Source organism: Mesorhizobium sp. AA22, assembly GCF_001672375.2.
Taxonomy (GTDB): domain Bacteria; phylum Pseudomonadota; class Alphaproteobacteria; order Rhizobiales; family Rhizobiaceae; genus Mesorhizobium; species Mesorhizobium wenxiniae.
In genome coordinates, this window is the sequence record NZ_CP048406.1 from 6,358,723 (window position 1) to 6,372,206 (window position 13,484).

Genomic DNA, 13,484 nt, shown 5'->3' on the forward strand with positions numbered 1-13,484 from the left:
CCAACACCTCAAAAATTGGCCTCGTCTTTTCAAAGGACCGCGCCCGCCCGCAGCCAACTCGCCGCCCAGAAACTGCATATAGAAATCATTTGCTGCGGCGCATGGCTCCGGCCGACCTGCGATTGCTGAGGCCTCACCTTCAAAGCAGCTTTCTGCCTCTGAGAACTCAGCTCGAAACCGCAAACGCCGCGATCGAGGCCGTCCACTTCTTTGAGGCTGGGATCGGCTCGGTGGTGGCGAAGCTTCGTTCGGTGATTGATGCCGAGGTTCGCCTCATCGGCTTCGAGGGCATGACCGGCTCGGCGCTGATCATGGGTAGCGATCGATCCCCGCACGACTGCTACATTCAGGTGGAGGCCGAGGTTCTCAGCATGGACGCCGAGCCATTCAATGAAGCGCTTTCCGACAGCCCGACGCTGCGGCTGTTTCTGCTGCGCTATGTGCATTACGCGCATATCCAGGCGAGCTACACCGCCCTGGTCAATGCGCGCTTGAAAATAGAAGAACGGCTGGCACGTTGGCTGGTCATGTGCGACGACCGCATAGAAGGCGACCGGCTGCCGGTTACCCATGAGTTCCTGTCAGTCATGTTGGGAGTACGACGGCCGGGCGTCACCGTGGCACTTCAGTTGCTGGAGGGCCGCGGCCTGATCAGGTCAAATCGTGGAGAGGTTATTGTCCGCGACCGAGATGGGCTCATCGCCTTGGCAGACGGCTCATATGGGCAGCCGGAGGCAGAGTATGCCCGCTTGATCGGTGATCCGGCATCCACATGATCTCAGGGCAACGGTCACGGCGGCCGTCTCCTGTATGCCGAGACATCGGAAGGTCGCACTTGGTTTCTAAGAGCCACGGCATTTGATAAAAACGTACAAACGTTCTTCATGACTCTCTGCGCCCATTGCCTTACCCTCTTCCGATCGGCGCTAATCACTCTCGGGTATCGCCCGCGGTGAGCGACTAACGCGATTCCGCCCCAATGAGAGGAAAGGCATATGGTCGGCCTTAAGTCTGCAAAGAGTGGCATTGCCTTTCCTAGTGACCTGACTTTGTTGAAGCAGGTCTTTGATCGTGTTTGCGTTGAGGAAGGTATTCCCGTCGGTAGCGAGCAGGCGGAGCGCCTGAGCGTTAGCGCAATGGAACTCTTCTCAGATGGCGAATTTGACGAGACGGCAGTTCTTTATGAACGCCTTCGACTCTATGCCCGATTGTAGCGCGGAAAGAGAAGCGTTGACCTCCCAACATCAGGAAGTCCTGACGAGCCTTGTCGCTCGGTATGAAATCCTCGTGTCGATCCAAGACAGGATCGTTGAGCACGACCGGCGGTTCGGCCTGGCTTCCGAAGTGGACGAAGGCCTTTTAGATCGGCTGTTCGTATCGCTCGGCAAAGCCCGCACCGCCTTGATCCGCGAGGTCGGCTAAAAGCCCGGTCCTCGTTCACTGCACAGCTACTAGCCGCTGGTGCTCCGGCTCCGCATTGTTCACCCGCGACGTCGAGGTTAATCTTTGTTGGATGTCGGCGAGACGGCATTTACCTCAAGCGGTTCGATCACCAGCGACAGGCTAAGCCTCAGAACCTTTCTGCCACTCTCGTCTCTGATATCCATGATGAGTTGCTGCCCATCGGGACCTTTCAGTTCGTCCTTTGCCAGCTCGGTCAATCCTTCGACGGCTGCATTGCGCGCTGCCTCAATCCCCTCGCATTCCAGACCCGTATTGTCTTCCACGAGATGCTGGCGATCGCCGCTATCAAAGAAATACCTTGGCATATTGGCTTCCGTCATTAGAATGCCACGTCCGGGTCCTTCTGGTGCAGGTAAATCGGATCAAAGTCCCCTGCCTGAACCAAACCCGGCCAATCGACGGCACGGAACTTTGTACCTGACATCGCGATCAGCCCGTCGCCTCGTAGCGCCTGAAGCGTGCGGTTCACGTGAACCACGGACAAACCCACCGCATCACCAAATGCTGCCTGGGTGATCGGCAGATCCGCGACGTGGTCCTCAATGCGTCCAGCAAACCTTAACCGCACAATGAGTTCGCATAACAGGTGGGCCATACGAGCGTAGGCGTCCCGTCTCCCGACGTTGGTGACCCACTCCCGGTAGATTGCAGCGTCAATCAGGGTCGATCGCCAGAACGCGGCTGCAACGCGCGGGCGCTGTTCGCAAATCGAGCGAAGAGCGCTGTGGCGGATTAACCCCAATCTGCCCGGCGACATGCTGGAGAAGCTGCAATCCATGACTGTGAGATGGATGCCGTGCAGATCCGGGAGATCGCCGGCGACAAAGAAGCTGGTGATCTGCCGCTTTCCCTCACCTGTGTGCTTGTATGAACATACTACGCCGTCCAAGACGACAAATGAGTTGGTTGGCCGATCGCCTTCTATGAGGATATCCCTGTTAGCCGGAACATCCTTCTCCTGAATCGTGAGGCCTCCTAAGGCTGCGGCGTCATCATCGCTGATCTCAGCGATGCCACGCAGCTTGCGGATGAGCACGTCCGAAGAGAAAGCTGGACACAAAGACTTGGTTACCTCCGTGAGTGTTACCGGCCGAACTTGCATTCGCCTCAGATGTTCCACGCTGCTGATGCGGATAAGAGGTGGACACGCCCGAGATGAAGCTGCGCATCTGGCATCTGCGCGGCGATCACGCTGAACTGGGCAGGCACCTCAACGCAACTAGCCTGGCGAGGCACGCCTGCCCTGCCTCCACAGCCTCCACCCGCCGACCAACATCAGCGCACCCCAAAGCAGGAAAACCAAATCCCAGTAGATCCATTGCTCCCGCGGGACGGTCTCGTTGACATGGTGGATGCCGAGGATCTGGTGATCCACCAGCCCTTCGACGAGGTTGAATAAGCCAAATCCGATAAGCACTGTGCCGACCAGCATCTTTCCCGACCACCAAAGGTGCGATTGATGCGCGGCGCGCCAGAGCAGGAGCAGCCCAAGCAAAAACGAACAGATAGGTGGCGGCGTGGAACAGGCCATCGAGGAGCGCTTTCGACGCTGTCGGCGGGATAGCCGGCGCTCGTTACCATGTGGTGCCACTGGAGCAGCTGGTGAAAGACGATGCCGTCGAAAAAGCCGCCCAAACCAAGGCCAAACAGAATGCCTGCAAGCGTGGGAAACCGGCGGGGCTTCGCATCTAGGCTTGGCACGAGTTATTTCCTCCTCGGGCGAACAAGCGCAATGCCGACGACCAACTTTCGTTGCCGCAGCCCAGCGGAATCACGTTCCGTTCAGGCTGGCTAATATAAGCCGATCGCCTAGAATCGAATAAGTGCGTAATCGCGCCAATGTCGCGTAGATAGCGCAAGCTTGAGGAGTTACCAGAACCCCTATTTCCGCTCGCCGAACTCTGCCCCGTTTCCAGGCGTCGTGCGACGATCGTCGGGTGGAGTCTGGATGACCTCCGCGTCTGTGCGGCCAAACTCCCGGCCGATCTGAAATGCCGCATACAGCGCGCCAAGACCGATTAAGAACCGAAGCATTTGGGATCTCATTCGGCGGTAAAACTACACGGCCGGCAGTTAGTTCCACAGGGGCGGAACCACAATGTTGAACATCCGTTGCACTGACCGTGGGTCAGGAGGACGCAACAGATGGCGGACAAGAGGACGAGCGACACGAGCCGAGTTAAGAAGGGTGCAGAACTCGAAGTTGAGCACCTGGCGGAGGTGACAGATGTGACGCCCAAACAGGCGCGGGCATTGCTTCGCAAGCACGGCGCAGACTGGCAACGGCTGAAGGACGAAGCTGAAGAGCTGAAGAAAGACGAATAGTCTTGGTTTCGATCTCCTGCCGGCGCGAGCGCCAGCTTTGCCGTGGAGGTGCGGGCGACCTGTGAAGGTGTACGCCTTTCGAGACCAGTCGTGACTCAAATAGGCCGGCCGGCACGCGTCATTGCGCGGGCGATCGCGAGCCGCGCCTCGACCTTATTGCCGGCGGCGCTCGGCCGCAGCGAGCGCTCCGTCCAGCATCCAGCATCCAGCATGCAGTCGGCGATCGCATGACAGCCTGGCTCCATGTCTCTTGTGCGCGCTGTGTTTTCGCTCGCTTTAACAAATGAGCATGCACTCTGATCCGGATAGGCTTATGAACTGATTGCCGTGGTGCCAGCGCACGTCGTGCTCCTGCCCAGCAGGAGGAGCACATGAGAAAGCCACTAGCACTGATTGTTGAGGACGAGCCGATGATCGTCGTTGAGATCGAGGCCTCCCTTAAACAGGCTGGTTTTGCGGTAGCCTCGGAGCCGAGTTGCGTTCGTGCAAGACAAATTTTGGCCCTGGTTGAGCCGGACGTCGTTATACTGGACGTGCTCTTGCAGGACGGCGTCAGCTCTTCGGTTGCTGAAGAACTCGTTGCCCGCAACATCCCCTTTGTGATTTATAGTGCCACGGACATCGAGGGCCGAGGTGAGGCCTTCAAGGCCGGAACTTTTGTCGAGAAACCTGCCGACGATTCCGTGCTCGTAGCTTTGGCGAGTTCGATGGCCAGGGCATCCGCGGCTGGCGAGCACGCTTCCATCTGGATAAAACCTAGGCAAGTCGGTACAGTGTGAGATCGCCAGCCACACACAATGGGCGCTGACGCTTGGGAGCGACCATCGGACTCCTGCCCCGAACGCAAGGCATTGTCTGATGGCAGAAGAAGCAGGGCGGGCCCGCCTGACAGACGACTATGTACGCTCACTTGCGCAGGAAACAGGTGCCACCGAGCAGCAAATACGCGGCATTGTATCGCTGATCGGACTTGATCGTGCCTCGATCCTGAGAGAAGCGCGTCTCTTGCGCCGTGATCTAGGGCCGAAGCTTTAAGGCTTTCCTGCAGACGGTCCGCGAGTCATCGACGGGCGTCAGCCTTCTCGGTTCAGGTTGCAACTTTAAAGGCAACATCGGCGTGAACTCTGGTGAGCATATCTACCGTGTACCAGGCCAAGAATATTACAATGAGACGCTGATTACCTCGAGCAAAAGGTGAACGGTGGTTTTGCAGCGAGGCCGGGGCGCGATCGGCCGCTGGCGGAAGGCGACGCGATGAAAACAAAGCTGACGAGCGCCGCCTTTGACAGACCCAATTAGCAGCTACCCGACAAGCCGTGCTACATGGGCGAAATTTACCCATTTAACGAGACCGAGCTAGCGCGGGTTCTGCGTGCCAGCCTTACGCATCATCGGGTGCGAATGGTCGTCTTGCGCGGTGAGATCGCCCAACTCCGAATGGAGATCAGAGACGCCACTGCCATCCGCGCTCATGTACGAGCTGCTACCGCTATGAGGGAATGACGCCAGAACCGCGATCCCATGTATTGCCGCCTATCGCAATCTCGTTGAGACCAAAAGCACCCAGATCGTGCTTGGCGCACTGCATCGGCGTCAGAGTTCATCGTTCGCATTTCAGCGGCCGAGCTCAGCGCGAAGTTCTCGCCTACCGCGCGCAGGACGCTTGGCTCCAGCTATTCGGCAGCGATCTGGAGAGTGTTTCAACATGGATCCTGCAGTGCTGTTGGTGGCCACTGTCTGCGTCCACTGAGGTGGGCGAACAGCTAGCGCTCGATTCCTGCAATTGATTGAATTTCCCGCCTATAGGAACGGAAGCTTGCCGCGCCAAAATGTTCGCACGTTCGACGCCTGCCATCGGTTATTACGCGCTGTTCGAACCCAGCGGCTGTTCATTTACGCGGGATTTCAAATTGGCCGTGAGTTCGGCCGCACCAGGCATCCAGATTCCACCCGACGATCTTCGCTGGACGCCTGGAACGGGACAGAGTTGGCGAGCGGAGCTAGGGGTTTTGCTAGATTCCTTAAGCTGCGCTATCTACGCGACATTGGCGCGAGCAAAACCAGTTACTCCTCGTCGCCGAAACCCCAACAAGGACGCAGCCTGCCTCGGAACCAATGCCGGGGCGATGTGGTTTTGCAGGATGCCTACCTACTACAATGAAACGACCAACCCCGTCCTAACCGGTATCAAGGGGCGTTGCCCACGCTGCCAACAGGGGCATCTGTTCAGCAGCTATCTCAAGCTGGCGCAGAATTGCGATGTATGCGGATTGGATTTCTCGTTCGCCGATCCGGCTGATGGCCCGGCCTTCTTTTCCATGTCGATTGTGGCATTCCCGGCGCTGGCTTTCGCGCTATGGTTTCAGCTCACGTATGAGCCATCCTACTGGATGCATGCGCTCACGACCTTACCCCTCACCGTTGGAGCGTGTGTTGCATTGCTAAGGCCGCTCAAAGGCTGGCTAGTTTGCTCGCAGTACTTCCACAAGGCTGAGGAAGGCTCCATCGACCGAGAATGGCATGCAGCCGAAGCTGAGCGCCATCGGCAGCAGCCGCCGAATACGTGAAGCTATGGGCCAAGGACGTATGTAGAGCTGCCGCACCTTTTCAGCCAGCCAATGCTCCCAACTACCTCGGTTCCCATTCGTCGCTGATTCCCAGCACGGAACCGTGTCGGATATAACCGTGCTCGCCGCGGAGGTGCTCGATATGCAGCTTCACCGCCTCTGGCCCACTGCTTCGCCGGCCGTTTCTTCAACTCTTTGGGCAGTGGACCGGCGTGTTCCTGAAGCCTTGCCGTCGATGATCGCATTCTCGACCTCAAGCTCTCTGGCGGCTTCGATGAGCCCAGTGTATTTGCGCGTCCAATCCGCACCGGTTTTCGTGAAGACGCGGATAGGCACGTTCGGAACAAATCCGCCATCCGCCGCTTAGAGAAGTCTAGGGCCATTGGGATGGACTGGCGAGGACCAAACGTGGCGAATTATCTGACACTGCCTACGACTACATCGAAGGGTCGGATCAGGGTAGTCGTGGAAACACCGCGTGGCACCGAAGCAAAGTTGACTTACAAACCCAAGAAGAAGCTTTTCGAATATACGCGGCCGCTTCCAGCAGGCCTAGCCTACCCCTACGACTGGGGCTTTCTGCCTTCTACGCTGGGCGACGATGGCGACGCCCTCGACGGTCTAGTCATCCATGAGGCAGCCAGCGCTCCCGGTGTTGTCATCAAGTGCGATCTGCTGGCGGCCCTTCGTGTCATGCAAACGGAGAACGGCGAGACCGTGAGAAACGATCGCTATGTATTTTGCCCGCACAAGCAAGATGCGCATAGCGAGTCTCTCCTTGGCGAGAATATTCCGGATCGTTTGCGACCCGAGATCGAGCAGTTTTTCCTGGCGTCGGTGTCCGGCACCGACAAGCAGATCGAATTCGAAGGGTGGCACGATTCCAGCCAAGCTCTCCGGAACATCCATCGGGCCATGAGAACTTTCGAGCGGAAACAGCGAGCCGCCGGTCTCTGAGCGCTCCCAAGCGGCGCAGGAAGCCGGCGCCTTCCGGCACCGCCGCGGATGATTGGAGAGCGCCACGTGCAGCGTGCCTAGTACCACCTCTTCACCTTCCAATCCCTCTTCGGTTGCGGTGCCGGTGCCCCAGCAAGAGCGGTTTCAATTCTCAGTCGTTGTTGCCGGAGCCGAGCCGTCTTTGCATTTCGTGCCGCGCGCTCGACCTCGATCAATTCCCGCGCAGCATCCGACGTGCGCTCCTTTCTGTCTTGTTTTTCTTTGTCGGTGAATGCTTGCCTTTTGCCGCATTGTTCTCCCCTATCCGACAGCACAGCGCTTGTTGCCGCACTGAAATTGTCGCCAAATCAGGTTCCAACAGCACAGCACAAAAATTGCCACATTCTTCGGCACGGCGGGCTGCATCGGCTCCCCAAAGCGCACGCCGCTCCTCTGGAACGCTTCGACCACTTTGCCCGTTGTTCAAGGCACCTGCAGGAGGCTGGGCATGAAAACACTCCCCCACCGATTATTGCTGCCGGCTGTGATTACATGGCTGCTCTTTACCGTTCAGACATTTGCTCAGACTGGGCAGCAAGACGATCTACCCGGGCAAGGCGCATCGCCGACGACGGAAGATTCTCAGGACCCGCAAGACGTCGGCGTTGACGTTTCGCTCGGTAGGCAAGAGGTGAAACAGAAAATCGCAGCCAAGCTCGGAATATCTGAGACTGAGGTGCCTCTGGCTGTGCATGTTCCCATCGAGATCGCTGAGCGGGTCTGCGAAAAAGAGGTGTTCGATGCGCGCTCGAACACGAACCGAAGCTGCACCGCGACCAAATACATCCCCGAGATTGCCGAGGCCGCGCGAAATCATCCACAGACCTCCGCGGTTCCGGAGCAATAGGCTCGTAGCAGGTAAAGGGCTCGCCATTCCCCCGCGTATGGGTCGCGACAGCTCGCCCTTAAGCGCAAATAGAGCGGCGCCTCTGCACGTCACCGTTTCGCGGTGTCAGAGTCCCGCTCGTCGCGTCTGAGAAACTCGCTGGTGACTGTGCCGAGTCTGTTTTCCAACCAGTCGGCCATCGCCTCTTCTTCGCGCAAATTTGCTTTGCACGCGCTTTGGGTCTCGAGGTCGCCGACCTCGTCGGCTGCGGCAATGAGCATCTTGTAGCTGGCGATTTCCATATGCTCGAACGTGTAGCTGGCTAGCGATCCTTTCATCACCTCGTCGCCTGCAAAAATGCCGCTGATGTTCTGTCCGAAGGCGATTATCTTACCGCCGGCATCCTTCAGCGTCGAAGATCCATCGCCAATCCGGTCGAGGCATTGTTCGAGACGTTTCGCCTGTTGCCTCGTTTCTTCGAGATGCGTGTTCATCCGGTCGCGAATCTCGGGATAGTTTTCCAGACGCTCGATTTGGCCGCTCAAAATGGTCTCGGCCTGTTCTTCCATGGCGTGAGCGTCGCGAAGCCACTGCACCAGACGTTCCTTGGGCTCTGTCATGTCGGTCTCCGTTGGGTCAGCATAGTTTTACTGCCATCGCAACGTCGCCACAGACCGTTGGTTCCGATCGCCCGCCAAGTGCAGTCGATACTCGTGGCTCGTGCTCTCTCCCAAGAAGCGCGGGCTTCGCATTGTCAATCCGATACTCCGGAATCGCCACGGATATCTCGCCTGAACACAATGCTACCGCAGCAGATCGGCGACTATCCCCAGCTCGAGGGCCTCTTCAGCGTGGATGTAGCAATTGGTTGTCGCACGGCGGTAGAGTTCGTCAACGCTAAGCGAACTGCCCTCAACGAGTTCCTTAAAACCCTCCATTTCCAGTCGCTCCGCTGTCTCAAGTAGCGCAAGCTGCTCGCGCACAATCTGAATGGAAGATTTCATCGGGCCATTCAGTTCGACACTCGTCTGCATACGGCGCTCATGCACCAGGAGAACCGCGTCCGTGGTGAGGAAGCGGAACGGCTTCGGGAAAGCCGCGAAGATAGTCACCCCCGCCGAATACACTTTCGTCTTGCCGACGCAGTATGCATTGCGGCCTGAATGCTGCCGAAACAGCCGAATTTCGAGGGCAATCCGCCGGGCCGCATCGGCATCCCCGCCGTTGGTGTTGAGCTCCATGATGAGGTCGCCGCCGCTCTGGCGTACGGCTTCCAGGCGACCAAGAAGAAAAACGACAGTGCTGTCGTCGATCAGACCGTTTACGGAGATATTAGGCTCGAACAGGAGTTGCCGCAGGCTTGGCGCCTGGCCCGCCGGCGCCGGCGACAAAGGCGCGCCACCGTCGTCCGGAGGCGCGTTCTCTCTATTGTTCATGACGTGCTCATTGATTCCGTCGAAGCGCCGATTACCTAGGCAGCTTCCTGCATCGCTCTCTCGTTGACGCTGGTCTCTCCAAGCTGCGTCAGCGCTTCGTCAGTCGCCTTTTCCTCTTCGAGCGTCTCCTCGAGCAGCGGCACGGCATCCTTTAGGCCGAGCAGTCCGGCCCAGGTAATCAAGGTGCCATAGCGGGCGATCTCATAGTGTTCGACCGCTTGCGCCGCCGCCACAAGCCCAGCGTCCAGAGCTGGAGCTTCCTTGAATTCCTCCAGTACCTCCTGTCCTTCCTCAATGATGCCGTCGATCGCGGGACATGTCTTTCCTTGTGCCCGTTTGCCGAAAATCTCGAAGACCTGCTGCAGCCGTTCGATCTGAGCCTCCGTCTCGTCGCGGTGCTTTTCGAATGCGGCGGTCAGTTGGTCAGATTCGGCACCCTTGGCCATCTTCTTCAGCGCAGCCAGGATTTTGCGCTCAGCGTAGTAGACGTCCTTCAGTCCGTCGTGAAAAAGATCTTCGAGGCCCTTGGCCTTGCTCTGCGATTCATTTTTCATAGCCATCGTCGTTCCGAATGTGAGAAACGCGTGTCTGGTGGCACGCGCAGCTTTAACCAAAGTGGCTGCTGTTTGTTCCTTTGGGCCGATCGGATCCACGGTCATCACATAGATCCGGTTCGGATCGATCCCGGTCTTCCGAAGCTGTCAGCGAGACCGGATCAGTTTTGCTTCGTCGTCGCCCCATTCTCTGCAACTATGCCACGCCTGCTTTCGAGAATTCGTTCGATCACTTCGGCGTCCGCCTCGCATTCTCTCGACCGTTCCTGCAGCTTTGCCGCCATGTCAACGCGGGCCGACTCGCTTTCCCGGTCGGCCATTCGCCGGGTGAATGCCGCCCGCTGCTGATGCGCGCGCAGCAAGCTACACAATATCTCGTCAGTCTCTGCCGACTGGGCCTCGAGCATCGCTTCCGACGTGAAGGCATGCCCAGTGTGGCATCGGTAGCGAAGCATGTCGCCGTCCTCGATCTCCCACAGAGGACCGTGGCATTCCGGACATACAAACAACGAAGGTTCGCCGAGACGATCTTCATTCGACATAGCAGAGTGCTCCTGAGCTGCGACCGCCGCCTCCAGCCGGACTCCCGGTGGAACAGGAAGCGTTTCGCCGGCGGGCTCGGAGGCCAACCGGGCCAACAGGTCGCCCATTCCGGCGATGGGCACGCAATGGTCGATTTCGACATGGCGCTGGGCGCTCCGAACTATGTCTGGTACGGCCACGTCTTGCGGGTCCTGGATCACTGTTACTCCGCCGACGGCCTTGATCGCCCGGAGACCCGAGGTGCCGTCGGACAGGCTGCCAGAGAGGAGGACGCCAATGACCCGAGCTCCATAGCTACACGCGGCCGATCGGAAGAGAGGATCGATCGCCGGCCGGGCGAGGTTCTCGCGAGGGCCGCGCCGGAGCAGCATGTGATCGTGGTGCAGCAGCAGATGGAAACCGGGTGAAGCCACATAGACGCGCCCCCGCTCGAACTGCTCCCCACTCTTCGCCTTGGTCGCCCTGAGAGGGCCAGCCCGATCAAGGATCTCCGGAAGATAGCTCGTCTTTATCGGGCAAGCCCAAAACGCGGCCCTGATCGTTCGAAGCTTGGCCCAACCTATGTCCAACATTGCTCATGCATTGCAACGAATCCGAGAGCGGCTGCGTTCCGTCGCGGCGTAAAGGAACAGGCCTTCAGTTTGGCACCGGAGACAAACGGAGCGTCTAAATGGCTCGATCGACACGAGGTTTTTGAAGACCATTTGAGGCTGCGTGTGATGGGTGACCTGGAGGAGGACCTTAGGCGCAACTATACCGCGAATTCTAATTTCGTCGGTCACGACACTATCCGCCTCTCAGCCAACGTCTTCATGAGCAGTTGCCTGAGGCTAAATTCGAATTCTTGGCAAAGCAGGTTCGGGGTCCCTACGCCATTCTGATCTGGTCCGCTATTCGCGCAGTTTCAACGCTACCGACGGTGCAGACAGCTTCGTCACCCGCAACAGCAAGATTGTGTTCCAATCCATTCACTACAGGTTGGAAGCGGTGGCTGGGCACGTGAATCAAAGGGCACGCGACGATCAAGGGGAGTGATGCCCAACAGCCTTCGTCCAGTACTGGCGCCAGCGGCCGGCAACTTCGTGAGGGGACACACTTGCCATCAAGTTGCCATCGTGCGGTTGTTCGGCGTCTTCCTGAAACTGGAGACGTGGCCCCACAACAGCGACTATCCATTCCACCAGTGATGGCGCAACCCGGCAGCCAAATTCCAACACGAATGCGAAGCCCCCAACCCTGATCTCGCGTCGAGGATGGCTCGCGGCGCCGACAATTGCAGAGGCGGCCCGCTCGGCGGAGTAAACAGGGACAATGGATCGCGCCTTGCGGCCGAACAGATTCGCCGCTTTCTGGTAGATAGGGGTGTCCATGGCTGCAGGAAGGATAGCACACACATGAATGTCTGGCGTGGTGCGCAACTCCTGCCGGATGGACGCTGCGAGCCCGCGTATGAAAAACTTGCTCGCGACATATACACTGACAAAAGGCTCTGGAGCGACACCGAGATTGAACTGACGTTGATCAGCACTCCACGGTCTCCTTGAGAGCGGAATTGCTTGAGGGCGACCTGAGATCCGTTGATGTAGCCAAACACATTCGTGTCGACCAGACGGTGGAACAGCGGAGGCGGAACTTCCTCAAAACGCCCGAAAATCAGCACTGCGGCGCAATTCACCCAGACGTCAATCCGGCCGAAATGCGATACCGCAAAACCACGGATTTCCTCGACCGCGCTGAAGTCTGCCACATCGGCGGGAAAGGTCAGTGCCTCACCGCCTGAGTCGACGCATTCCTTAGCGATGTTGTCGAGCGCGTCGTCGTTTCTAGAAACCAGTACCAGCCGCGCCCCTTGTCGCGAGAACCCAAGAGCAGCCGCTCTGCCGAGGCCGCTCGAAGCGCCGGTGACCACGACAACGCGTCCCCGCAGGTCGGCCATGCCAAGACCTCATCAAAATCGTCCCGCACGAGAACTGGTGCCCTCACCCTCCTCAGGATGCACTCCTACCCTGTACTCGTAGACGAGCGTTCCGCCCTTCCAGCCAGTGTAAACAAGAAGCAGGACAACAAGCGTAGACAGGGCCAATCCCCAAGGCAGAGTCGCCTCGACTGCGCCTGTACTGAGCCGCAAAACGAAATTAGCCAAGGCGAGTACCACTGCGATCACATTGCCTATCATGTGGTGCCACGCGGCGCCGAAAGAGCGTACGACTGCATTTCCAAGGAAATCGGCAAAGCCGGCCAGCGCAGCTGCGGCGCTCATAAGCAAGGCAAACCCGAGCAGCCAAAAAGAAGCCTCGGCCCAGAAAGCATTCCTGGTCGACCAAAACACCAGGTCTGAGAGGAACACCGACACAAGCAATGCGATCGGAAAAGGAATCAACATGGGGTGGATCGGATGACCGCCGATTTTCGCAGTGGTGGCGACGCCCAGCAGACGGTTGGCTCGATCGTGAGGCATGTCATAGAACGCTGAAAAGCCTGAATAAGTTCCAAAAACCCGAGCCGGTAATCACTGTCAAGCATCTCCACTCGCGGCGCCCAGTGACGGCTGGTGATGGGATTCCAAAATATTGTTGATAGCAGGGATCACACTATATGACGGCAGACAACAGGGCCTGAAGGCGAGGGATTGAGGCAGCGCGCAAGCGGCCATTTCGCTGCAAGCCGGCGAAATGTGCACCGCCCCGGTGTTCCGTGCAGAAAGAAAGCCCGCGCCCTTCGGGAAAAAAGGACGCGGGCCCATCGGGAGTCATCCATGTCGCAGCTGCACGAA

Annotated in this window: 17 protein-coding genes and 2 pseudogenes; 9 read left to right on the forward strand and 10 right to left on the reverse strand. The window is 58.3% G+C overall.

The genetic code is table 11. The features are described from left to right. Window positions 1–101: 101 nt before the first annotated feature. The 3 genes from A9K68_RS29995 to A9K68_RS30005 all read left to right on the forward strand — a co-directional run bounded on the left by A9K68_RS29995 (window position 102) and on the right by A9K68_RS30005 (window position 1,422). Window positions 102–776: a Crp/Fnr family transcriptional regulator gene (locus A9K68_RS29995; RefSeq protein WP_065008839.1), complete on the forward strand. Its 675-nt coding sequence runs from the start codon at window positions 102–104 to the stop codon at window positions 774–776. Between the two features lie 219 nt (window positions 777–995). Further along, on the forward strand, window positions 996–1,214 hold the full coding sequence (locus A9K68_RS30000; protein WP_065008840.1) for a hypothetical protein: 219 nt from the start codon (window positions 996–998) through the stop codon (window positions 1,212–1,214). Beyond that, window positions 1,183–1,422, forward strand: a complete 240-nt coding sequence (locus A9K68_RS30005; protein WP_141246631.1) for a hypothetical protein — start codon at window positions 1,183–1,185, stop codon at window positions 1,420–1,422. Before A9K68_RS30000 ends, A9K68_RS30005 begins: the two co-directional genes overlap by 32 nt. Before the next feature lie 77 nt (window positions 1,423–1,499). Here A9K68_RS30005 and A9K68_RS30010 read toward each other — a convergent pair whose 3' ends face one another. The 3 genes and pseudogenes from A9K68_RS30010 to A9K68_RS30020 form a co-directional block, all read right to left on the reverse strand. Further along, a complete protein-coding gene (locus A9K68_RS30010) occupies window positions 1,500–1,784 on the reverse strand; it encodes a hypothetical protein (protein WP_245430160.1) in 285 nt (94 codons plus the stop codon). Further along, window positions 1,784–2,566: a Crp/Fnr family transcriptional regulator gene (locus A9K68_RS30015; RefSeq protein WP_082982427.1), complete on the reverse strand. Its 783-nt coding sequence runs from the start codon at window positions 2,564–2,566 to the stop codon at window positions 1,784–1,786. Before A9K68_RS30015 ends, A9K68_RS30010 begins: the two co-directional genes overlap by 1 nt. A 117-nt stretch (window positions 2,567–2,683) precedes the next feature. Then, window positions 2,684–3,165, reverse strand: a pseudogene (locus A9K68_RS30020) (DUF2243 domain-containing protein). Between the two features lie 444 nt (window positions 3,166–3,609). Here A9K68_RS30020 and A9K68_RS30025 point away from each other — a divergent pair. The 6 genes from A9K68_RS30025 (at window position 3,610) to A9K68_RS30045 (ending at window position 8,199) form a co-directional block, all read left to right on the forward strand. Next, on the forward strand, window positions 3,610–3,789 hold the full coding sequence (locus A9K68_RS30025) for a DUF3606 domain-containing protein (protein WP_029351022.1): 180 nt from the start codon (window positions 3,610–3,612) through the stop codon (window positions 3,787–3,789). 371 nt (window positions 3,790–4,160) lie between these two features. Beyond that, window positions 4,161–4,568 (forward strand): response regulator, encoded by a 408-nt coding sequence (locus A9K68_RS30030; protein ID WP_082982428.1) that lies wholly within the window; start codon window positions 4,161–4,163, stop codon window positions 4,566–4,568. 79 nt (window positions 4,569–4,647) lie between these two features. After that, a complete protein-coding gene (locus A9K68_RS31495) occupies window positions 4,648–4,824 on the forward strand; it encodes a hypothetical protein (protein ID WP_176478098.1) in 177 nt (58 codons plus the stop codon). Window positions 4,825–5,930: 1,106 nt separating this feature from the next. Next, window positions 5,931–6,356 (forward strand): DUF983 domain-containing protein, encoded by a 426-nt coding sequence (locus A9K68_RS30035; RefSeq protein ID WP_065008843.1) that lies wholly within the window; start codon window positions 5,931–5,933, stop codon window positions 6,354–6,356. A gap of 465 nt (window positions 6,357–6,821) precedes the next feature. Continuing rightward, window positions 6,822–7,313: an inorganic diphosphatase gene (locus A9K68_RS30040; RefSeq protein WP_245430161.1), complete on the forward strand. Its 492-nt coding sequence runs from the start codon at window positions 6,822–6,824 to the stop codon at window positions 7,311–7,313. 487 nt (window positions 7,314–7,800) lie between these two features. Continuing rightward, window positions 7,801–8,199: a hypothetical protein gene (locus tag A9K68_RS30045; protein ID WP_065008845.1), complete on the forward strand. Its 399-nt coding sequence runs from the start codon at window positions 7,801–7,803 to the stop codon at window positions 8,197–8,199. Window positions 8,200–8,288: 89 nt separating this feature from the next. Here the strand turns inward: A9K68_RS30045 and A9K68_RS30050 are convergent, their stop codons facing one another. The 7 genes and pseudogenes from A9K68_RS30050 to A9K68_RS30075 form a co-directional block, all read right to left on the reverse strand. Further along, complete coding sequence (locus A9K68_RS30050; protein ID WP_065008846.1) at window positions 8,289–8,798, reverse strand: DUF892 family protein; 510 nt, start codon at window positions 8,796–8,798, stop codon at window positions 8,289–8,291. Window positions 8,799–8,981: 183 nt separating this feature from the next. Next, on the reverse strand, window positions 8,982–9,569 hold the full coding sequence (locus A9K68_RS30055) for an ATP-dependent Clp protease proteolytic subunit (protein WP_065008900.1): 588 nt from the start codon (window positions 9,567–9,569) through the stop codon (window positions 8,982–8,984). Between the two features lie 80 nt (window positions 9,570–9,649). Beyond that, window positions 9,650–10,174, reverse strand: coding sequence for a ferritin-like domain-containing protein (locus A9K68_RS30060; RefSeq protein ID WP_082982430.1), 525 nt, complete (start codon window positions 10,172–10,174; stop codon window positions 9,650–9,652). A gap of 155 nt (window positions 10,175–10,329) precedes the next feature. Continuing rightward, window positions 10,330–10,833, reverse strand: coding sequence for a hypothetical protein (locus A9K68_RS32170; RefSeq protein WP_246811441.1), 504 nt, complete (start codon window positions 10,831–10,833; stop codon window positions 10,330–10,332). Window positions 10,834–10,866: 33 nt separating this feature from the next. After that, window positions 10,867–11,283 (reverse strand): annotated as a pseudogene (locus A9K68_RS32175) (chemotaxis protein CheB); the annotation flags it as partial. A gap of 596 nt (window positions 11,284–11,879) precedes the next feature. Continuing rightward, entirely contained in the window at window positions 11,880–12,647 is a 768-nt protein-coding gene (locus A9K68_RS30070) for an SDR family NAD(P)-dependent oxidoreductase (protein WP_082982431.1), read from the reverse strand. A gap of 12 nt (window positions 12,648–12,659) precedes the next feature. After that, window positions 12,660–13,169 carry a DUF2231 domain-containing protein gene (locus tag A9K68_RS30075; RefSeq protein ID WP_065008851.1) on the reverse strand — a complete coding sequence of 170 codons (510 nt, stop codon included), beginning with the start codon at window positions 13,167–13,169 and terminating at the stop codon, window positions 12,660–12,662. Between the last annotated feature and the right edge of the window lie 315 nt (window positions 13,170–13,484).